This window comes from Hoeflea phototrophica DFL-43, assembly GCF_000154705.2.
Classification (GTDB): domain Bacteria; phylum Pseudomonadota; class Alphaproteobacteria; order Rhizobiales; family Rhizobiaceae; genus Hoeflea; species Hoeflea phototrophica.
Map to the genome: position 1 here is coordinate 2,905,103 of NZ_CM002917.1, position 20,240 is coordinate 2,925,342.

At 60.3% G+C, this 20,240-nt stretch carries 23 protein-coding genes and 1 riboswitch; of the genes, 6 read left to right on the plus strand and 17 right to left on the minus strand.

Features of this window, described 5'->3' with window-relative positions; genetic code table 11:
- Positions 1-17: 17 nt before the first annotated feature.
- The 7 genes from phnN to phnC all read right to left on the minus strand — a co-directional run bounded on the left by phnN (position 18) and on the right by phnC (position 6,620).
- Positions 18-638 (minus strand): phosphonate metabolism protein/1,5-bisphosphokinase (PRPP-forming) PhnN, encoded by a 621-nt coding sequence (gene phnN / locus HPDFL43_RS13760; RefSeq protein WP_007197969.1) that lies wholly within the window; start codon positions 636-638, stop codon positions 18-20.
- Positions 635-1,774: an alpha-D-ribose 1-methylphosphonate 5-triphosphate diphosphatase gene (locus HPDFL43_RS13765; RefSeq protein ID WP_007197970.1), complete on the minus strand. Its 1,140-nt coding sequence runs from the start codon at positions 1,772-1,774 to the stop codon at positions 635-637. The genes phnN and HPDFL43_RS13765 overlap by 4 nt, the downstream gene beginning before the upstream one ends.
- Positions 1,775-2,482 carry a DUF1045 domain-containing protein gene (locus HPDFL43_RS13770; RefSeq protein WP_007197971.1) on the minus strand — a complete coding sequence of 236 codons (708 nt, stop codon included), beginning with the start codon at positions 2,480-2,482 and terminating at the stop codon, positions 1,775-1,777.
- Positions 2,479-3,828: a phosphonate ABC transporter, permease protein PhnE gene (phnE, locus tag HPDFL43_RS13775; RefSeq protein WP_007197972.1), complete on the minus strand. Its 1,350-nt coding sequence runs from the start codon at positions 3,826-3,828 to the stop codon at positions 2,479-2,481. The genes HPDFL43_RS13770 and phnE (HPDFL43_RS13775) overlap by 4 nt, the downstream gene beginning before the upstream one ends.
- A 1-nt stretch (position 3,829) precedes the next feature.
- Positions 3,830-4,702, minus strand: coding sequence for a phosphonate ABC transporter, permease protein PhnE (gene phnE / locus HPDFL43_RS13780; RefSeq protein ID WP_007197973.1), 873 nt, complete (start codon positions 4,700-4,702; stop codon positions 3,830-3,832).
- A gap of 68 nt (positions 4,703-4,770) precedes the next feature.
- Positions 4,771-5,676: a phosphonate ABC transporter substrate-binding protein gene (gene phnD / locus HPDFL43_RS13785; RefSeq protein ID WP_007197974.1), complete on the minus strand. Its 906-nt coding sequence runs from the start codon at positions 5,674-5,676 to the stop codon at positions 4,771-4,773.
- Between the two features lie 92 nt (positions 5,677-5,768).
- Complete coding sequence (phnC, locus tag HPDFL43_RS13790; protein ID WP_007197975.1) at positions 5,769-6,620, minus strand: phosphonate ABC transporter ATP-binding protein; 852 nt, start codon at positions 6,618-6,620, stop codon at positions 5,769-5,771.
- 180 nt (positions 6,621-6,800) lie between these two features.
- Positions 6,801-6,997: riboswitch (cobalamin riboswitch) on the plus strand.
- 50 nt (positions 6,998-7,047) lie between these two features.
- Here phnC and bluB point away from each other — a divergent pair.
- On the plus strand, positions 7,048-7,728 hold the full coding sequence (bluB, locus tag HPDFL43_RS13795; RefSeq protein ID WP_007197976.1) for a 5,6-dimethylbenzimidazole synthase: 681 nt from the start codon (positions 7,048-7,050) through the stop codon (positions 7,726-7,728).
- A gap of 10 nt (positions 7,729-7,738) precedes the next feature.
- On the opposite strand, the gene HPDFL43_RS13800 is transcribed toward bluB, so the two are convergent.
- Genes HPDFL43_RS13800 through phnG form a run of 7 tightly spaced genes read right to left on the minus strand, consistent with a single transcriptional unit; the run spans position 7,739 to position 13,045 of the window.
- Positions 7,739-8,353: a DapH/DapD/GlmU-related protein gene (locus HPDFL43_RS13800; protein WP_007197977.1), complete on the minus strand. Its 615-nt coding sequence runs from the start codon at positions 8,351-8,353 to the stop codon at positions 7,739-7,741.
- Positions 8,350-9,057 (minus strand): phosphonate C-P lyase system protein PhnL, encoded by a 708-nt coding sequence (gene phnL / locus HPDFL43_RS13805; RefSeq protein ID WP_007197978.1) that lies wholly within the window; start codon positions 9,055-9,057, stop codon positions 8,350-8,352. Before phnL ends, HPDFL43_RS13800 begins: the two co-directional genes overlap by 4 nt.
- 4 nt (positions 9,058-9,061) lie before the next feature.
- On the minus strand, positions 9,062-9,886 hold the full coding sequence (phnK, locus tag HPDFL43_RS13810; RefSeq protein WP_007197979.1) for a phosphonate C-P lyase system protein PhnK: 825 nt from the start codon (positions 9,884-9,886) through the stop codon (positions 9,062-9,064).
- Positions 9,886-10,818, minus strand: a complete 933-nt coding sequence (locus HPDFL43_RS13815) for an alpha-D-ribose 1-methylphosphonate 5-phosphate C-P-lyase PhnJ (RefSeq protein WP_052093202.1) — start codon at positions 10,816-10,818, stop codon at positions 9,886-9,888. The genes phnK and HPDFL43_RS13815 overlap by 1 nt, the downstream gene beginning before the upstream one ends.
- A complete protein-coding gene (locus tag HPDFL43_RS13820; RefSeq protein WP_007197982.1) occupies positions 10,815-11,939 on the minus strand; it encodes a carbon-phosphorus lyase complex subunit in 1,125 nt (374 codons plus the stop codon). The genes HPDFL43_RS13815 and HPDFL43_RS13820 overlap by 4 nt, the downstream gene beginning before the upstream one ends.
- A 3-nt stretch (positions 11,940-11,942) precedes the next feature.
- The gene (gene phnH, locus HPDFL43_RS13825) at positions 11,943-12,563 is read right to left on the minus strand and encodes a phosphonate C-P lyase system protein PhnH (RefSeq protein ID WP_007197983.1); all 621 of its coding nucleotides are present in this window, start codon (positions 12,561-12,563) and stop codon (positions 11,943-11,945) included.
- Entirely contained in the window at positions 12,563-13,045 is a 483-nt protein-coding gene (gene phnG, locus HPDFL43_RS13830; RefSeq protein ID WP_007197984.1) for a phosphonate C-P lyase system protein PhnG, read from the minus strand. The genes phnH and phnG overlap by 1 nt, the downstream gene beginning before the upstream one ends.
- Before the next feature lie 87 nt (positions 13,046-13,132).
- Between phnG and phnF the strand changes: the two genes are divergently transcribed.
- The 4 genes from phnF (at position 13,133) to HPDFL43_RS13850 (ending at position 16,821) form a co-directional block, all read left to right on the plus strand.
- Complete coding sequence (gene phnF / locus HPDFL43_RS13835; RefSeq protein ID WP_007197985.1) at positions 13,133-13,918, plus strand: phosphonate metabolism transcriptional regulator PhnF; 786 nt, start codon at positions 13,133-13,135, stop codon at positions 13,916-13,918.
- Positions 13,919-13,990: 72 nt separating this feature from the next.
- Positions 13,991-14,851 carry a UDP-2,3-diacylglucosamine diphosphatase gene (locus tag HPDFL43_RS13840; protein ID WP_245271051.1) on the plus strand — a complete coding sequence of 287 codons (861 nt, stop codon included), beginning with the start codon at positions 13,991-13,993 and terminating at the stop codon, positions 14,849-14,851.
- Between the two features lie 75 nt (positions 14,852-14,926).
- On the plus strand, positions 14,927-16,171 hold the full coding sequence (locus HPDFL43_RS13845; RefSeq protein WP_007197987.1) for a BtaA family protein: 1,245 nt from the start codon (positions 14,927-14,929) through the stop codon (positions 16,169-16,171).
- The gene (locus HPDFL43_RS13850) at positions 16,168-16,821 is read left to right on the plus strand and encodes a class I SAM-dependent methyltransferase (protein ID WP_007197988.1); all 654 of its coding nucleotides are present in this window, start codon (positions 16,168-16,170) and stop codon (positions 16,819-16,821) included. Before HPDFL43_RS13845 ends, HPDFL43_RS13850 begins: the two co-directional genes overlap by 4 nt.
- Before the next feature lie 18 nt (positions 16,822-16,839).
- Here the strand turns inward: HPDFL43_RS13850 and modC are convergent, their stop codons facing one another.
- The 3 genes from modC to modA are packed head-to-tail and all read right to left on the minus strand — an operon-like array spanning position 16,840 to position 19,407.
- Entirely contained in the window at positions 16,840-17,928 is a 1,089-nt protein-coding gene (modC, locus tag HPDFL43_RS13855; RefSeq protein WP_007197989.1) for a molybdenum ABC transporter ATP-binding protein, read from the minus strand.
- Positions 17,925-18,623 (minus strand): molybdate ABC transporter permease subunit, encoded by a 699-nt coding sequence (modB, locus tag HPDFL43_RS13860; RefSeq protein ID WP_007197990.1) that lies wholly within the window; start codon positions 18,621-18,623, stop codon positions 17,925-17,927. Before modB ends, modC begins: the two co-directional genes overlap by 4 nt.
- Complete coding sequence (modA, locus tag HPDFL43_RS13865) at positions 18,616-19,407, minus strand: molybdate ABC transporter substrate-binding protein (protein ID WP_007197991.1); 792 nt, start codon at positions 19,405-19,407, stop codon at positions 18,616-18,618. Before modA ends, modB begins: the two co-directional genes overlap by 8 nt.
- A 214-nt stretch (positions 19,408-19,621) precedes the next feature.
- On the opposite strand from modA, the gene HPDFL43_RS13870 reads away from it, so the two are divergent.
- Positions 19,622-19,903 (plus strand): hypothetical protein, encoded by a 282-nt coding sequence (locus tag HPDFL43_RS13870; protein WP_156970277.1) that lies wholly within the window; start codon positions 19,622-19,624, stop codon positions 19,901-19,903.
- Positions 19,904-20,240 lie beyond the last annotated feature (337 nt).

Here is a 20,240-nt window from a genome sequence, read left to right on the forward strand (position 1 = left end):
GCGCTCAGCGCCAAGGGTCAATTCCGAGTTGACGCATATTTGCCAGCAGCCATCCCGGCGCGGATCAGCTTGACCAGCTCACCGCCCCCAATCTCGGGCGCACGGGAATTGTCGATGACATGGTCAGCCGCGAAACTGTTGTCCAGAGCCGCGGCGCGCGCCAGTCGGGCCTCGATTTCAGCCCGGCTCTCCCGTCCCCGCGCTTCAAGGCGCTGCGCAAGCACCTCTCGATTGACCTTGATTTCCACTGCCACCGCGGACGGAAACACCTTGCGGATGACGCTCCATGCGCCGCGTGAACCGTTGACCACAGCCACTTCACCTCGCTGGAGATGATCCGTTACTTCGCGCGGCAGACCATAGCGCAATCCGTTGGCAGCCCAGGTCAGCGAGAAGGATCCGGAATCAAGCGCCGCATCAAACTCGGCTTCACTCATCGGTACGTGATCTTCAGAACCGGCATCCGCCGGACGCGTGATTGCGCGTCTGACAAACAGAACGCCCTCTTCCTCCTCAAGCGCCGCCCGCGCGTGCGACATAAGTGTGTCCTTGCCCGAACCGCTCGGGCCAAGAACAACATACAGCCGGCCCGGAATGACCGGCCGCGCCACCGCATGGTCCGTAGACACAGACATCATGCAACCCGTTCACCCTGACGCCAGACCGAACGCACCACCGGAACACCGGTCTCACGCCGCACCCGCACCAGATCGGCACGCTTTCCAACCGCGAGGCTTCCACGGTCATCAAGTCCAACTGTTTTCGCAGGAGTGGCCGTCACCAGCCTGATCGCGGCAGGCAGATCCAGGCCATCGATTTCATCAGCAAGGACAAAAGGCGCATGGATAAGGCTGAACGGCACATAGTCCGAGGACAGAACATCAAGAACCCCTTGCCGGGCCAGATCAGCCGCAGCAATGTTGCCGGAATGCGATCCACCGCGTACCACATTGGGCGCTCCCATCAGAACACTCATCCCGGCATCGTGCGAAGCCTGAGCGGCTTCGATGCTGGTTGGAAATTCTGCGAGCCGGACACCAAAGCCCGCAGCTTCCTCGACATGGTCGAGCGTCGCGTCATCATGGCTCGCAATGGTGATGCCGCGTTCGGAGCAAGCCTCAGCAAGCGCCTTGCGGTGCGTTTCGGAATAGCGCGCTGACGCTTCCACACGACGGTTGACGAAATGCGCAAACGCTTCATCCGAGAGCCCGCGCTTGGTTTTGTAGTAGAGCGTATACTGCTCCATGGTCTGGAACTGCCGTTGACCTGGCGCATGATCCATCAGCGAAGCAAGCCGTACCTGGGCGTCGGTCCGAAAATCGGCAAAATGATCAAGCACGTCGGAGGCTGAGACTTCGCAGCGCAGATGGATCAAATGATCAGCGCGCAAACGGTTCTCCTCACGGGCCGAGGCCAGAGCATCAGCAATGGCCCGCATCTCACCGACCTTGAACCCATCATCCTCGTCAGAACCAAGGCGCAGACAGTCAAACACCGTGGTAATGCCGGACGAGGCGATTTGCGCATCATGGGACTGGATTGCGGATACGGCATTCCAGCGCACGCCCGGGCGCGGCGAATAATGTGCCTCCAGATGGTCCGTGTGCAGCTCGACGAGGCCGGGGGTAAGATAATCGCCATCCATATCCACACCAGTGGCGGTCCGCTGATCGGAGATTTCGGCAATCACGCCGTCACGGACAACCAGTGAACCGAAAACAACCTGGTCCTCGAGAACCAGGCGCGCATTGGTGAAAACAGTTTCGATGCTCATTCAAGCTGTCTTTCTGAGATGTTGGGATGCCAATGGCATCCGGGTATGAATTTGAAACGGCGCACCCGGCTCGGGCTCGACACTGAGTGTGAGCGCATCAACCGGGACTGGACATCCGGTGGCGGGTGCAAAATAGGCTGTTGCGACTCCCATGACCTTCGCGGCATCCACTTCGGGCAGCCGCGTGCTGAGTGTCATATGGAAACGGAACCGGTCAAACACGTAGGGATATCCCCAGCGCACCAGGTTCTTGAGTTCCTCCGAGGACAGCCTGTCGGGGTTTCGGCGCTCGATTTCCTTTTCGCTCAATTCCGCCCGCAACGGTTCAAAATGCTCGACAACACTGTTCGCAAACAGATTGAGCTGATCAGCACGGCCGCCCGGGGTCAGCGCCAGAAAGCCTTCGAGAAGACTGAGCTGCAGTGCTGGAATTTCAAAGACCTGGGTGCCCTCGGCAAAACGCTCCATGGCTAACAACAGATCGGCTTCACTCATTCCGTCGGCCAGCCGGAAAGGCGCTTTCAGCGTTCCATGGAAGCCGTAGCGCCGTGCAGGACCGGTCAAGACAGCAAGGTTGCTGGCCGACAGGCCTGGAAGGTCCGGATGCTCGAGTGTCTTGCCAGTCACGGCACTTCGGCCGAGCCAGCGTTCTCCAAGATCGGCCAGGTCGGAATTCGGTTCCGGTGTGAAATAGAGGGCGTATCTCATGGGTGTCCCGTTCGTCCAATCAGGCGGGATCTCAGCCAGCCCGACAATGTATCCATCGCCATCACCATCAGGATGATCAGGATGATGTAGTAGCTCACCTCTTCCCAGTCCTTCTGGGTGGCGATCGCCTGCGTCAACAACAACCCGATGCCGCCGCCAACGATCGCCCCAATCACCGTCGCACTGCGGGTATTCGATTCGAGAAAGTACAGGACCTGGCTCAAAAGCACAGGCGTAACTTGAGGAATGACGCCAAACCGGGCCTGCTGGACAGGCGATGCACCGGTCGACTGGACGCCCTCGACCTGCTTTCCATCTATATTCTCCAAGGCTTCGGAGAAGGTCTTGCCGAAGGTGCCCGTATCAGTAAGAAGGATCGCCAGAGCCCCGGTCATCGGTCCTGGGCCAAAGGCTCTTGAGAGAATGATCGTCCAAATAAGCCCGTCGACACCGCGCAGGAAATCAAAGAGACGGCGCAACAGAAACAGAATTGGCCGCGAAGGCGTGAAGTTTCCAGCCGCCAGGAATGCCAGCGGTAGTGCGATCAGGGCGGCGCCCATCGTGCCGAGAAACGCCATCAGGATGGTTTCGAACAATGCCCATGCCACATCACCATGCCGCCACATGGCATTGGTCCAGAAATCCCGGACCATGGCAAAAAGGTTTGGCAAGGCCGGATCGACCCGGTCGCCGACGGTTGCAAGTTTGACAAGTTCCAGAGCCGATTTGCCGTAAAAAGGGCTGTCGAGCGTAAAGAAGAAAAGCTCCCACCCCGCCTGATACCTGAAGACTTCGGTCCTGTTGCGGGTATAGCTGAAACGGCCCTGCGGTGTGGTCACCGAAACGCGTGTTCTCGAAGAGCTGATCCAGTCCGGCGTTTCGCCGTCCGGTACTGAAAGATTCAGTCCTCCAACCTTCGGCGAAATGTCGATGACGCCGTATCCCGGCACGGAGTAGCGGGCGCCATCGTCATCGAAGACTACAACATGCCCCTCATCGAGATCGATACGGGTAACCCCGTTCTCCATCATGACCCAATCCGGCAGCATTCCCTCCGGATAGCGCCCCTTGTTTTCGCCTTCGATCGATATGGTCACCTCGTTGTTGCGGTTGTCCCGGGTCACATGGGTCTTGTGCGACCAGAAGTCCGAAACGAGAATTGCCGCATTGTCGAGCCGCGCGCGCGCGGCGATCCCCGAAATGTCGAAGGCGAAAAACACGTAGAACAGGTAAAGCAGGATGACGCCGGGCACGACAAAGGCCAGCTTTTGTTTGCGGCTGAATCCTCTGAGGACCTGATTGCGTAGGTCCTCGCCCGAAAGCAGGCCCGTATCGAGAGCGGTCATGTCAGTGTCCCTTGACGAGGCGGTTGCGGTAGTTGCTCGACACCTGGTCGAAGAAGACAATCGTGGCGAACAGGAGAATGAAGATCGCCACGACTTCGTCGTAGCGTCCCTGGCCCCATTGCATGGCGATCCGAAGATCGTGTCCGATGCCGCCCGACCCAACGAAGCCCAGAATTGCCGAGGCGCGAATGTTGATCTCGAAGCGCAGCAGCCCGTAGGAGAACCAGTTCGGCGCCACCTGAGGCAAGACTCCAAGCCACATCTTCTGGATCCAGCTTGCGCCGACCGATGACAACCCCTCGACCGGTTTCAGGTCGGCATTCTCCGAAACCTCAGAGAACAGTTTGCCAAGTGCGCCGGCGGTGTGAATGGCAATCGCGATCATCGCCGGAACCGGCCCGCCGCCAAGAATGAAGATCAGGACGAGCGCGATCACGATCTCCGGGATTGCGCGCATGCCGTCCATCAAGCGCCGAAACACCGGGATCATCCGGGGCCACAGCGCCAGCCCGCGGGTCGACAGCAGCGCCAGCACGATGGCGGCCGCAGCACCGATTAACGTCGAGACCGCCGCGATGTTGAGTGTTTCAATCAACGAAGGCAAAAATTCCAGCAGCAGTGCCGGAAGCAATGCCGATTTCTCAATTCCCTCGGCGACGACCTCGGAAGGAAATTGGAATATCTGGGATATGCCATCCCAGAACCCGCCGGCGTTGCGGGCATCCGCAAGCCTGAACCCGGAGACCAGAAGAGCAATGAAGACGATAAGCAAAATGCCGCCATACATCTGCTTCCGGCGGGTCATCTCCAGGTAGTTTTCGCGGATAGCCTTCGAAGCGGCCGAGCCGTCCTGCTGTGCAGTCATGTCGCTCATCGGCGGGCATCCTTCACGAATAGAAAGCGGGGAGCCGGATGGCTCCCCGCGACTGTTTGGCAAGAGCCTTAGTTGGTCTTGGCTTCACGAACGGCAACGATGGTCTCGTAGGCTTCGTGGGTGATCGGCTTGAAGCCTGCGGTCTCGCCAGCGGCGATGTTGTAGGCGCACTGCGCATCCTTTTCATGCATGGATCCGACGAGTTCGGTCACCGTGTCTTTGACGTCCTGCGGGAGTGCCTTGCGCAGCGTGACCGGGCCTTCCGGGATTGGCTTCGACTTCCAGATTTGGACGATCTCGTTCATGTCGACAAGACCGGAATCCGTGGCCTTGCGAAGAGCGCCGGAATTGTAGCCGTCTTCCCAGTTGCCCTGGCCGTCTGCCCAGGTGACGCCGGCGTCGATTTCACCATTGGCAACGGCAACGATGGTCTGCTCGTGGCCGCCGGTGAACTTGACTTCACCGAAGTAATCGCCGCTTTCCATGGAAGCGCCGGTTGCCTGCGGAATTTCGATCGAGGGAATGAGGTAGCCGGAGGTCGAGTTCGGGTCACCGAATCCGAAGGTCTTGCCCTTCATGTCGTCCAGCGAAGTGATGCCGCTCTCCTTGCGGGCAAAACCGATCGAATGATAGCTGAACGAGCCGTCGAGGTTGGTCTTGACCAGCACCGGTTCGACCGACTCGGGATCGGTCAGATAGGCCTTGGCGTAGGACGATGCGCCGAGCCAGGCCATGTCGATCGAACCGCCGAGCATGCCCTGGATCACGCCGTCATAGTCAGCGGGGGTAAACAGCTTGACAGGCACACCGAGGGCTTCCTCGGCATAGGCGCGCAGGCATTCGTTCGAAGTCAGGCGATCCTGGGCGTTCTCGCCGCCGAGGATACCGATGCGGAATTCGGTGATCGCGTCCTGTGCGAATGCGCTTGTGGACAGAAGTGCGGCAGTTGCCGCCACGAGGATTGTTTTCATCATAGGATTGTCTCCGTTCGAGGGTTGTTAGAAGGGGCAGGCGAAAGGGATGATGCCGGATTGCATTCGCTGGCCGGACTGACGAACCTTCCGGGTCAGGTTGTCTCCAGGACCACTTCGCCCGAAGCATTGGTTCGCGCCTTGACATCGGCGGGGCGGCCCTGGGCCCGCAGGCTCGTCGAGGTCATGGATTCGGATATTTCTTCGCCATCGGCGCCCGATCCGTAGATGGCGCGAACGGCTTCGGTGGTCAGCGCATCAGGCTTGCCGTCAAAGACCACCTTGCCCTGCGCCATCCCGATGATGCGCTCACAATAGTTGCGCGCGGTATCGAGCGTATGCAGGTTGGTCACCACCGTGATGCCTTCCTGCCTGTTGATGTCCCGCAGCGCGTCCATCACAATCTGCGCATTGAGCGGATCAAGCGATGCGATCGGCTCGTCGGCGAGGATCAGTTTCGGGGATTGCATCAGCGCACGGGCAATGGCGACACGCTGCTGCTGCCCGCCCGAAAGCGCCTCGGCGCGCTTCGGCGCATTCTCGGCGACTCCAAGCCGCTCAAGAATGGAGATCGCCCTCAGGATGTCTTCGCGGGGAAACAGGTTGAACATCGTCGAGAAAGTCGACCGCATGTTGAGCGTGCCATGCAGGACATTCGACACCACATCCAGCCGGGGAACCAGGTTGAACTGCTGAAAGATCATCGCGCAATCGCGCTGCCAGCTTCTGAGTTCACGGCCGCTCAGGGTCGAAACCACGCGTCCGGAGTGCGAAATCACTCCGTCGCTGACCCCTGTCAGCCGATTGATCATGCGCAGGAGCGTGGATTTTCCGGCGCCCGAGCGACCGATGATGCCAACCATCTGCCCCTCGGGAATGGACAGGCTAACAGCGTCGACTGCGGTGTTGACGCCAAAACGACGCGTCACTTCGGTCAACTCAAGCATAATCAATGTCCTTTGCGGCAATCCGGATTTAGCAGTTTCTGCAAGGTGGACTATCGGAGGCATGTGAAGCTGCGATGTCGGTTTGATGTCAGTTTTGTAACGATCCACAGAGCCCCTTCTTGATCGGGGGAAATCCTTGGAAATCGGGCATTTCCGGCCTTGCATCACGGCCCCGGCCATGCACCAATGAAGCAATCTGGTGTCCGCCAAAAGCGGGAGAATCGGGAATTCGGTGCAAGACCGGAACGTGCCCAACGCTGTAACGGGGATGGCAAGCGCAAAACGTCACTGGGACCCCCGGGCCACTGGGAAATCCGGGAAGGCGCGCCTGCCAAATGATCCGAAGTCAGAAGACCGGCCAGATGTCATAGCCTAGCAGCGCGTGGACGGCGTTGCCGGGTTTTCACGGATTGTTGGGGATCAAACAATGCCGAAGACATCTGGGCTGGCCAGAGCCGAGCCGTTCCTCGCCAGTGAACGCGACGCCGTTTACAAGGCCATTTTCACCCGACGCGATGTTCGCGACCAGTTTCTGCCCGAACCTGTTCCCGATGATGTCTTGAAGAGGCTGCTCGAGGCGGCCCATCACGCGCCTTCGGTCGGTTTCATGCAGCCATGGAACTTCATCACCATCCGCAGCCAGCCGGTGCGCAACAGAATTGCGGATGCATTTGGCCGCGCAAACGATGAGGCCGCCCGGATGTTCCCGGAAGAACGGCAATCAGACTACAAAGCTCTTAAGCTCGAGGGCATCCGCAAGGCGCCGCTCAACATCTGCATCACTTGCGACCGTGGACGAGGCGGCGACGTGATCCTGGGCAAGACCCACAATCCAAATATGGATCTCTACTCCACCGTCTGCGCGGTCCAGAACCTCTGGCTCGCAGCCCGCGTCGAGGGCATCGGCATGGGCTGGGTCAGCATCTTTCATGACGCCGATCTCAAAACCATCCTCGGCATCCCTGAGCGGATCGAGATCGTCGCCTATCTCTGCCTGGGCTATGTCGATGAGCTTTATGAGCGCCCCGAACTGCAGGTCAAAGGCTGGAACCGCCGGCTGCCGCTCGACGAGTTGATCTTCGAGGAAGGCTGGCGTGGAAAGACTTAAGGCAAGGGTTCTAGCCGCCGTGGCGCTCGAGGAACTCTTCGGCCGACAGTGCGCGAAAGTCCTTGAGCGCGGAATGCAGCTTGTCATGCTCCCAGTCCCACCAGGCAAGCGCATCAAGCCGGGAGGCGACGTCATCGGAAAAGCGTTGCCGGATCGTGCGGGCCGGAACGCCAACCGCAATGGCAAAGTCAGCCACATCCTTGGTGACCACCGCATTGGCGCCAATGCTTGCGCCATTGCCGATCGTCACCCCCGGCATCACCACCGCGCCATGACCAATCCATGTGTCATGACCGATGGTGATCCCCTGCCCGGCGCGCCAATCAAAGAACGCCTGATCGTCGCTCTCACCATCGAAATACCACGATGAGCGATAGCTGAAATGATGCAGCGAAGCCCGGTCCATCGGATGCATGCTCGCGTAAATCCGCACATGGCTGGCGATGTTGGCAAACTTGCCGATGGTCGCATAGGCGATCTGGGTGTTGTCGACGCAGTAGGAATAGTCGCCCATGGTCGAGTGCGACAGCGTACACCCGGCACCGACTTCGGTGTAGCGGCCAAGCGTCGAGTCCACGATCTTCGCTGTGGCGTGAACCAGCGGAGCTTCAGACAACTTGGTCATGCGGCAGATTTTCCGGCTGCGAATGCGGAAACGTCGATCACCTGGTCGGCGACCGCGTTGCGCACATCATAATCGTGGAAGATCCCCAGGAGCGCGGCACCTTCAGCCTTCTTGGCGGCAATCAATTCGATCACAACCTCGCGATTGGCCGCGTCCAGCGACGCTGTCGGCTCGTCGAGCAGCAGGACCGGATGGTCGGTGATGAAGCCGCGGGCAATGTTGACGCGCTGCTGCTCACCGCCGGAGAAGGTGGCCGGCGGCAACGACCAGAGCCGTTCGTGCAGGTTGAGCTGGGCAAACAGCACGCGCGCACGGTCGCGGGCCTCCTCGCGCGCCACGCCGCGCACCAGAAGCGGCTCGGCAGCGACATCCAGGGCGGACACCCGCGGGACCGCACGCAGGAACTGGCTGACATAGCCGATCGTATCGCGGCGGATCTCAAGCACCTTGCGTGGGCTGGCCGAGGCAATATCGACATGCTTGCCATTGTGCAGCACCAGAATCTGCCCGCCATCGCAGCCGTAATTTCCATAAAGCATCTTCAGGATCGAGCTCTTGCCCACACCTGAAGGTCCGCCAAGCACGGCGCAGGCCCCGGAGTTCATCGAGAAGGAGACATTGGCAACGACGGGCAGTTCAACACCACCGCGCATGTGCATGACGAAGGTCTTGTGAACCTCGGATGCAATCAGAAGGGAGGTCATCGGCTTACACCTGAAGAATGGAGGAAACGAGAAGCTGCGTGTAGGGCGCGCGCGGGTCATCAAGCACCCGGTCGGTCAGGCCTGCTTCGATCACCCGGCCATCCTTCATCACGATCATCCGGTCCGACAGGAGCCGTGCCACAGCGAGATCGTGGGTGACCACCACCACGGCGAGCCCCAGATCGGAAACCAGCCCTCGCAACAGATCAAGCAGCCGCGCCTGCACTGAAACATCGAGCCCGCCGGTCGGCTCATCCATGAAAACGAGCCGCGGATTGGTGACCAGATTGCGGGCGATCTGCAGCCGCTGGCGCATGCCGCCGGAGAAAGCGCGCGGCTGGTCATCGACCCGGTCCGCATTGATCTCGACCCGCTCGAGCCACTCGATCGCAGCTCCGCGGATGTTGCCGTAATGCCGGTCCCCGATCGCCATCAGCCGTTCGCCGACATTGGCGCCGGCCGAGACCGTCATCCTCAGGCCATCAATCGGATTCTGGTGGACAAAGCCCCAGTCGGTGCGCATCAAAAAACGCCGCTCGGCCTCCGCCATCTTGTAGATGTCGGCACTTGCGCCATCGCGCATGCGGTAGTTCACCGTGCCGCAGGTGGGCGTCAGCCGCGAGGAAATGCAATTGAGAAGCGTGGTCTTGCCAGAGCCGGATTCGCCAACAATCGCCAGCACCTCGCCCGGCCAGAGATCGAAACTCACATCGGCGCAGCCGATCCGGTCGCCATAGACCCGGGTGATGCCGTCGACCGACAGCAATGGCTGGTCCGCTGTGGCAGCCGCCACAGTGTCGTGATCATCATAAAAATCTGCCATCGCCATCACAGGCTCTCCTTCCGGCTATCAGCGTCATCGGCCGGGAGCTCACTGCCCAGCATCACCCCGCGGTGGCCTTCGGCTCTGCGGCTCTCGCAATGATCGGTGTCCGAACACACGAACATCCGGCCGCCCTTGTCGTCGAGGACAACCTCGTCGAGATAGACCTGTTCTGCCCCGCACAACGCGCAGGGTTGCTCGAACTCTTGAATTTCGAACGGATGGTCCTCGAAATCCAGGCTCACCACATCGGTGTGCGGCGGGATCGCATAGATCCGTTTTTCCCGGCCTGCGCCGAACAGCTGCAACGCTTGCGAGCGGTGCATTTTCGGATTGTCGAATTTCGGCGTTGGCGAGGGATCCATCACATAACGCCCCTCGACCTTCACCGGATAGGCGTAAGTTGTGGCGATATGGCCGTTGCGGGCAATGTCCTCATAAAGCTTCACATGCATGAGGCCATACTCCTCGAGCGCATGCATCTTGCGGGTCTCGGTTTCGCGCGGCTCAAGGAAGCGCAAGGGTTCCGGGATGGGAACCTGGTAGACAAGAACCTGACCTTCGGCGAGCGGCGTTTCGGGAATCCGGTGCCTTGTCTGGATGATCGAAGCTTCCGTTGTAGTGGTCGTCGTCGCCACACCGGCGGTCTTGGCAAAAAAGGCCCGGATCGAGACAGCATTGGTGGTGTCGTCGGCACCCTGGTCGATCACCTTGAGCACGTCTTCGGAACCGATGATCGAGGCTGTAACCTGAACACCCCCCGTCCCCCAGCCATAGGGCATCGGCATCTCACGGCTGGCGAATGGAACCTGGTAGCCGGGGATCGCGATGCCCTTGAGGATCGCGCGGCGGATCATCCGCTTGGTCTGCTCATCCAGATAGGCGAAATTGTAGCTCGCCAACCCCTGACCAGACGTCTGTGTGAGTTGCGCGTTCATTCCGCTGCCTCCATGGTGTCATCGGTGGATGCGGTGGCATCGTCTGAAGCGTTGCTTGCAAAATGCTCGGCACGCATGCGGCGCACCAGATCGAGTTCCGCCTGGAAGTCGACATAATGCGGCAGCTTGAGATGTTCGACGAAGCCGGTCGCCTGCACATTGTCGCAATGCGACAGCACAAATTCTTCGTCCTGGGCCGGTGCGATGATGTCCTCGCCGAGTTCGGATGCCCGCAGAGCCCGGTCGCACAGCGACATCGCCATCGCCTTGCGCTCGGCCTGACCGAACACCAGACCATAGCCGCGGGTGAACTGCGGCGGCACCTTGGCCGAGCCCTTGAACTGGTTGACCATCTGGCATTCCGTCAACTTCACCCTGCCGATTGTGACCGCGAAGCCAAGCTCCGGGATCATCATCTCTACATCGACTTCGCCAATGCGGATCTCACCGGCAAAGGGGTGGCTGCGCGCATAGCCGCGCTGGGTCGAATAGGCGAGTGCGAGCAGAAAGCCTTCGTCGCCGCGGGCCAATGTCTGCAGCCGCGCGTCGCGCCCCATCGGATACTCGGTTGGGGTGCGAGTGATGTCCGCAACGTGAGAAGAATTGTCGGCAACCGGATCATCTTCAATCAGCCCCTCGTCGCCAAGAATATCGGACACGCGGACAATCTTTTCGCCTGTGTCAGGCCCCGTTTCGGGTCCATCGATCGGCTCGTCTGCGGCCAGATCCGGATCGAGCAGCCGGTGCGTGTAGTCGAAGGTCGGCCCAAGCAATTGTCCGCCCGGCAGGTCCTTGTAGATTGCAGAAACCCGGCGTTCGACCAGCATGTTTCCGGTATCAACCGGCTCGGAATGGCCGAACCGCGGCAAAGTGGTCCGGTAGGCACGCAACAGGAACACGGCTTCGATCAGATCGCCCCGCGCCTGCTTGATCGCAAGGGCGGCGAGTTCTGGGTCGTAGAGCGAGCCCTCGGCCATGACCCGGTCGACCGCAAGCGACAATTGCCCGGCGATCTGCGCAAGGGTCAGCGCCGGAACGCTTCGATCCCCGCGCCGCCGGTCGGCCAGCAGACGATGTGCATTGGTGATGGCGGCTTCCCCGCCCTTGACGGCAACATACATGGCTCAAGCCTCCGGCATGATCAGACGGGCGCTGCGCGGCAGAGCGGCAACGCCATCGGGAGCGGCAAGGATCAGATCCACACCGCGCGGGAAAGCAGCACGGTTGGCGCGCCACTGCGCAGCAAAATGCTGCGGCATCGGATCCGGCGCGAGAGTGCTCTGACCGTCGATACCCGGACCTTCAAGCACCAGCTGCGGGCCTTTTGTCAGCGTCTCGACCTGAAGGATCAGCGTTGTCGAGCGATCGGGATATTCCTGCGTCCCCAATGCAAACCCATTGAGTGAGGACAGTCTCTGCGGCGCAGCCACCAGCGCAAATGCAGCCTCGGACTGGTAAGGCGTCGTGGGCGCCCCGGTGTGAAACACCACCCAGTCCCGCACCATGCCTGTTTTCGCCATCGATGGATCGAGCCAGACCGTTGTGTCGGCATCCGCGAGAGCGCAAATCACGGCGCCTGCCACGGGACCCAGAGGGGGCGGCGGCGCGGTGAATTCGGGAAAGTGATGCACGGTGCCAGGCCGGGCCATCGCATCCATCACGGCGCGGAAGACCTGCTGTGAGGCCTGCACAGGATCGCTGAAACCGCCATCATAGGCGGAGGCTTTTTCGACAACATCGACCATCAGTCTTCTCCCCTGACCATCGTGAAGAAATTGACCTTTGTCGCAGCCGTTTCGGTGCGCATATTGGCATCCGATGCCAGTGCCAAAGCCTCAAGCGGCGCGACAATTCCGGTTTCGATCGCGTCCGCATGGCCTGGATCGAGCGCCAGTGCGTCAATCACCGCGACCAGTTGCGCCTTGCGTGCATCGCGTCCGGCAATCATCGCGTGGCCCACATGGCCCGATCCAACGCGAACGGTCACCCGCGTCGCGGAAACCTCTCCGGCATGAAACGGCTGACCGCTGCCACCGATCCGCCCCTGCAGAGCAATCAGCCCGATCTCAGGGCCGCGCAACAATTCGACGGACGGATCGAGCCCGGTCGCCTTCCAATGCGCCAGCAATGCATTGGCCGGCGCTTTGGCAAGCACCGAAAGCCGCCGCTTGCGCGCCGATATCTCCGCCTCGACGGATTGTTCCGGCCCAGGTTCCGCAAAACCCATCTGTTTCTCCTTAATTTGTCTATTTATCTAGACAACTATATGATTTAAGATACACATAAATGGTGGATATGACGAGCCTGTGACAGGATGGGAAAAACAGCTGTGAACACACTTGAGCGAAGAACCGGAATTGCACTGTGGCGCCAGGTCGCGGATCAGATCCGGCAGGGCGTGATCACCGGGCTCCAGGCCAACGATCGCTTGCCGCCGGAAGCAGAACTCGCCGCCCGTTTCGGGGTCAACCGCCACACCGTGCGATCGGCCATCGCCGCACTTGAAAAAGAGGGCATTGTCCGCGCCGAACAGGGCCGTGGCACCTTTCTCAACGACCGCAAGCGCCTGCGGTATCCGATCGGCCAACGCACACGGTTTTCCTCGGGGCTCCAGAGCCAGGCACGAACCCGCTCGGGAAAACTGATATCGAGCCAGACCTGCCCTGCTCCGTTGAAGGTCTCCGAAGCTCTCGCACTGGCAAGCGGGGCCGAGGTTGTCCGGCTTGAGACCGTGTCCTCTGCCGACGGAGTGCCTGTCTCAGCCGCCACATCATGGTTTGAGGCTGCACGGTTTGCCGAGATCGCGGAAATCTATGGACAGACAGGATCCATCACCGCGAGCCTGGCGCTGCTTGGGGTCGCCGATTACACCCGGAAATCCACTGGAATACAGGCGCGGCATGCCAGCAAGGAAGACCTTGATCTGCTCGCCCTTTCACCGGGCGCGATCGTGCTTTTGACCGAGGCAGTCGACATTGACGCCGAGGCAAAACCGGTCCTCTTCGGCCAATCGAGATTTGCGGCAGACCGCGTTGAACTGGCTATCGAGAATACGGTTTCCCCACCTCCACAGGCCGCATCCAAGGAAGAAATGGCATGAGCCATCGTTCTGGCCTTCACAGCAACCGTCACAAAACTGAAAAACGCGCGTCACAAAACTGAAAACGGAATCGTGTCTAAGCCTGCCCGCAAGACGATTGCTCAAGGCACAGGCCGAACCGTGACACAATCCTACCGCACCATCTTCCTTTCCGACGTCCATCTCGGCACGCCCGATTGCCAGGCGGATCTGCTGATAGACTTCCTGCGCGAGCATGACGCGCCGACAATTTATCTCGTCGGCGACATCATCGATTGCTGGCGGATGAAGCGCAAAGGCTTCTACTGGCCGCAATCCCACAACGATGTGGTCCAGAAACTCCTGCGCAAGGCGCGCAAGGGCACGCGTATTGTTTATGTCCCGGGCAATCACGATGAGTTGCTGCGCGACTATCAGGGCATCCATTTCGGCGGCATCGAGGTGCTTGAGCGCGATGTGTTTGAAACTGCCGATGGCAAGCGCCTGCTGGTCATTCACGGCGATGAATTCGACATGGTGGTGATGAACCACCGCTGGCTCGCCCATCTTGGCGACATGGCCTACGGCTTCGCCATGTGGACCAACAAATGGCACAACCGCACCCGCAAGTTGCTGGGTCTGCGCTACTGGTCGTTTTCCCGCTGGGCCAAGCTCAAGGTCAAAAGCGCGGTCAACTTCATCTCCGATTTCGAGGAAGTGCTGGCAGATGAAGCCCGCAAGCACGACGCCGATGGCGTCATCTGCGGCCACATCCACCATGCCGCCAACGAAATGCGCAACGGCATCCGCTACATCAACACCGGCGATTGGGTCGAAAGCTGCACCGCGATTGTCGAGCATGATGATGGCCGCATGGAACTGATCGACTGGTCACGCAGGATACCCGCCAAAGCCGGGCTTGAGCCGCAGACCGAAACGCCCAAGAGCATCGTCGCTGCTCACGAGGCCGCCTGATGGCCCTCGCCGCACTCTGCCGCAACCGGGCTTCCCTCTCCAAACCCACCCCCAGAACCAATCGAGGATAGTCTCATGGTCATGATTGAAACTCCCTCGGTCGGTGCCCGCATCGACGGCGCAGTGGTCCGCAACACGGCGCTGTCCTCCACCGGCCTGCTCGAACGCATTTTCTCCGCCGCCTTCCACGGTCTGGTCTACCCTCAGATCTGGGAGGACCCGATTGTTGACATGCAGGCGCTCGACATCAAGCCGACGGACACGCTGGTGACCATCGCTTCGGGCTCATGCAATGTGATGTCCTATCTCACCGCCAATCCGGCACGGGTGATTGCAGTGGATCTGTCTCCCGCCCATGTGGCGCTGGGCAAGCTCAAGCTTGCAGCCGCCCAGCATCTGCCCGGCCATGCGGCGTTCTCCAACATGTTCCGTTACGCCAATCTCAAGACCAATATCGCGCTTTACGACCGTCACATTCGTCCCCATCTCGATGCCGAGACCCGGACCTATTGGGACGGGCGCGATCTCTCAGGCCGCCGCCGCATCTCGAAGTTCGCCCGCGGGTTCTATTCCACCGGCCTGCTTGGACGCTTCATTTCCATAGCCCATCTGCTTGGCAAAATGTACGGCGTCGATCCGCGCGAACTGCTCAGGATGGACAGCGTAGAAAAGCAGCGCGAATTCTTCGAGACCAACATCGCACCGGTCTTTGACAGCCGCAGCTTTAAGGCACTGACTTCGATACGGGCTTCGCTGTTCGGTCTTGGCATTCCGCCGGCGCAGTATGAAGCCCTCGCCGGCGACGCCGAGGACGGCATGATCGGCGCGCTGAGAACGCGTACCGAACGCCTGGCCTGCGGCTTCCCGCTCAAGGACAATTACTTCGCCTGGCAGGCCTTTGGCCGGCGCTACCAGTCCGGTGAAACCGTGAGCCTGCCGCCCTATCTCGAAGCGCGGAATTTCAATGCCGTTCGCGACAATGCTTCCAGGGTCAACATCGTCAATGAAAGCATCACCGCCATGCTTGCGGCACGGCCCGCCAAATCGGTCGACGCTTACGTGCTGCTAGATGCTCAGGACTGGATGACCGACCAGCAACTCTCCGAACTCTGGGCCGAAATCACCCGCACCGCAACCCCCGGTGCGCGGGTGATCTACCGCACCGCCGCCGCACCTTCGCCGCTTCCCGGCCGGGTGCCCGCCGGCATTCTCGACAAATGGGACTACCGCACTGAAGAGAGTCTTGAACTCGGCAAGCAGGACCGCTCCGCAATCTATGGCGGCTTCCATCTCCACATCAGACGCGGAAGCACGCAATGAGCACGGCCTCTGCCAGCGCGGACATGATGGATGGCATCTACCGCTATCAACGCCACATCTATGATCTGACGCGGCGTCACTACCTGCTCGGTCGTAATGATCTGATCGCAACCCTGCAACCGCCTCCGGGCGGATCGATCCTGGAAGTCGGCTGCGGCACCGCCCGAAACCTGATCCTGACCGCGCGCCGTTACCCCGAAGCGCAGCTGTATGGCTTGGACATATCAGCCGAAATGCTCAAATCCGCACAAGCCAATATTCGCGCCAACAATCTGGAGCACCGGATCAGGGTGGCGAAGGCAGATGCCACCAGATTTGATGCCGAAGCGCTGTTCGAACGGGCCATGTTCGACCGGGTTTTCTGTTCCTACAGCCTGTCGATGATCCCCGGCTGGGAGAACGCTCTTGAGCAAGCATGCCAGGCTGTCGCAGCGCAAGGTGAATTGCATGTGGTGGACTTCGGGCAGCAAAGCCAATTGCCCGCCTGGTTCGGCAAGGCACTCAAGGCCTGGTTGGCGCGATTTCACGTCACCCCGCGGGAGCGCCTCGGCGATGCCATGACCGGGCTCGCGACCCAAACCGGGGGAACGCTTTCCTTCCGGTCGATTTACAGGGATTACGCCAGGATCGGCGCAATCCGCCTGCCTTGAACACGCCGCCGGTTGATACTACACCGCACCGCCGACCTCACTTTGGGACACGGCCACGGATTTGAGAATCGCAAAACAATCCACGCCGGGCACAAGCTCGAGCGCCTGCGCCGAACGCCGGGTGATCCGGGCCAGAAGCACATCCTCGCCAGCCCGAAACTGAACGATCGCGCCCGGTCCGTCGCCAAACCGGACCGCCATGACCGTGGCCGGAAACACATTGAGCGCAGACAAGCCTTCCGGCTTGGCCCGAGACAGGATCACATCCTGCGCCGGGATCCGCACGCTCAGCCTTGTGCCGATCGCCGCCTCGACACGCGGCAGCCAAAGCGCCCCGCCGGATGCCTCCAGCCTTGTCAGCCCGTCGTCTTCCTGCGCAGCGACCACCGCGTGCAGCGATGCACCTGCAGTTCGAACACCCAGGACGGGCACAGTGTCGGGATCGGAGAGCACTTGCGCCGCGGGGCCTGCCCTCACCACACGCCCCGCCTCCATCAGCACCAGGGTCGAGGCCAGCCGTGCCACCTCGGCCATCGAATGGCTGACATAGAGCACCGGCACTGCAGTCGTTGCACTGAGCCGCTCCAGATAGGGCAGGATCTCCGCCTTGCGCGCCTCGTCGAGCGCTGCCAGCGGCTCATCCATCAGCAACATTTTCGGATTGGCAAGCAACGCACGACCGATCGCCACCCGCTGCTTCTCTCCACCGGACAAGGCACCGGGACGCCGGTCCAAAAGATGCGCAATGCCCAACATATCGATCACCTGATCGAAATCCGGGCCATCCTTGAGAGCAGAAAACCAGCGCCCGTACTCAAGGTTCTGGCGCACGCTCAGATGCGGAAAAAGCCGCCCTTCCTGAAACACGTAGCCAAGCCGGCGTTTGTGCACCGGAACCGAAATCCTGCGGCCGGCATCAAACAGCACCTGATCGTCGAGACTGATTTGCCCGCTTTGTGGCCGCAAAAGCCCCGCAATGGCGTTGATCACCGTGGTCTTGCCCGAACCGGACCGGCCAAAAAGTGCCGTGACACCAGAAGGTGCCTCAAAATTCACATCGAGCGCAAAGCCGCCGAAATCATGGGCAATCCGAACCGAGACGCTCATGAGCCCGCAATCCGTCTTGCCACGGCCCGGCCAACCCATTCCGACAGGAGCAGTGCCGCCAGCGCAATCGCCACCGCGATCAGCACCAGCTGGAACGCTTGCGCATCACCACCCGGAACCTGCAGGAAACTGTAGATCGCCGAGGGCAATGTCTGGGTCTGACCTGGAATGTTGGAGACAAAGGTGATTGTCGCACCGAACTCGCCCATCGCCTTGGCGAAAGCCAGGATCGCACCCGCGATCACCCCGGGCAGGATCAGCGGCAGCGTGACCGTCATAAACACCCAGATCCGCGACGCGCCCAGCGTCGACGCCGCCTCTTCGAGCTTCGGATCAACCGCTTCGATGGCAAGCCGGATAGCCCTCACCATCAAGGGAAACGCCATCACCGCAGCCGCCAGCGCCGCCCCGGTCCAGCGAAAGGCGAACACCAGTCCGAATGTCTGTTCAAGAAAACCGCCGATCGCGCCGCGCCGCCCGAAAGTCAGCAACAGAAGATAGCCGGTCACCACCGGAGGCAGGATCAGCGGCAAGTGAACCAGACCATTGAGCGCCTGCTTGCCCCAGAACTCGTAGCGCGCCAGCACATAGGCAACCGCCACGCCAATCGGCAGGCTCAGCACGGTGGCCCAGAACGACACCTTGAGCGACAGCGCCACCGCGCTCCACTGGTCAGGGGTCAACCAGTCAGCCATCGCCCTGCCGGGAAAGAACAGAGAAACCCTGCGCCCTGAAATGCGCCGACGCTGACGGGCTCTTCAGCGCCTCAAGCAACAATTCGGCATCTGCATTTTCCGAAGCAGCAACACGCGCCGCCGGATAAACAATCGGATCATGGCTGCCTTCAGGAAACACGCCGATCACACTCACAATGTCTTGGGAAACCGCATCGCTGGCATAGACAATGCCGTAAGGCGCTTCGCCCGCAGCCACCAGCGCCAGCGCAGCGCGCACATTGTCAGTCTGCGCCACCTTTGGCGCCAGCGCATCCCAAAGCCCCAGACTGCTCAGCGCCTGTTTGCCATAGATCCCGGCGGGAACCGCATCCACCAGCGCCATCGCAAGCTTTTCGTCTCCCAAAAGACCCGCCAGATCGAGTTTGGCGTCAAGTTCAACCCCCGCTCCGTCAGCACCATGCGCGACAAGCACAAGCTGATTGCCCACGAGATCGGTTCGGCTCTCTGCACTGATCAACTTCGCCGATTGCAGATAATCCATCCAGCCGCTGGAGGCAGAGATGAAAACATCAGCCGGTGCTCCCTGCTCGATCTGACGCGCCAATTGCGAACTGCCTGCATAGGAGATCGTCAGTCCCTTGCCGGTTTGCGCGCGCCAGTCATCCGCCACGGCATCAAGCGCGGTTTTCAAACTGGCGGCGGCGAACACCAGAACATCATCCGCCCGCGCCATGGCGGATGTCAGCACAAGGCCGACCAATGCCAGCGCACCGGCCACATGGCGGATCAAACGGGCTGGCATGGACGCGCTCCTGATTGATAACACTGCCACCGAAGTACCAGTGAGAGCCCTTCGCTGGCAAGCACCATCCCCTTCAACCGCGTGAAGCGCAATTCAAACCATCAAGGGTGTCAAAGTGTCGAAGGGCCGGATGTTTGAAGAGTGACACTGCGGTGACATGACGTGCTGACAAAGCATGACCACATTGACCCCGACCCGCGAAGGACCCATGCACATGAACAATGCCACTAACATCGCGCCGGGTCTGGCCGGAAACCACCGCATGATCCACGCGTACGGCATGACGGCCAGCTATCAGCCCGTTTCCGACGCGGATCACTATGATTTCCGCAGCACCTATTGCATGGCCGCAGCCAAGACCTTCCAGCCTAATAACGATCTGCTAACACGTGAGGAGCTTGACGAGCTGTGCACAGTCTTGCTCGAAAAAGGCGTGCGCAAGCAATCGGCTGACCAGCGGCAAGCCGCAAGGGCGCAAAAACATATAGCAATTTGATCCGCCGCCCCACCTTGCATATCAGATGCAGGGCGCATGAACAAGGTGACACTTTACCACCAAGGACTCCCAGCTCAACCGCTATTCAACCAAGATTTATTAAAGCTGCGAACGCCGCATCCATCGTTCCCTTGAGATGCTCGGACCCGTACAAATTTCCGCATGGATTACCCCCGTGGAGCGAAAAAAGCGAGTGTGATAAATCGGGAACCCTACAACACACGTGGGCGGGGTACAACAATCAAATTTATTGCCGAGGCTCTCCAAGGGTTTAAACACATCCATGAAATCCGCCACATTAAACAAATCGCCCGTAAGGGTCGAGTGTTTGGTAGTC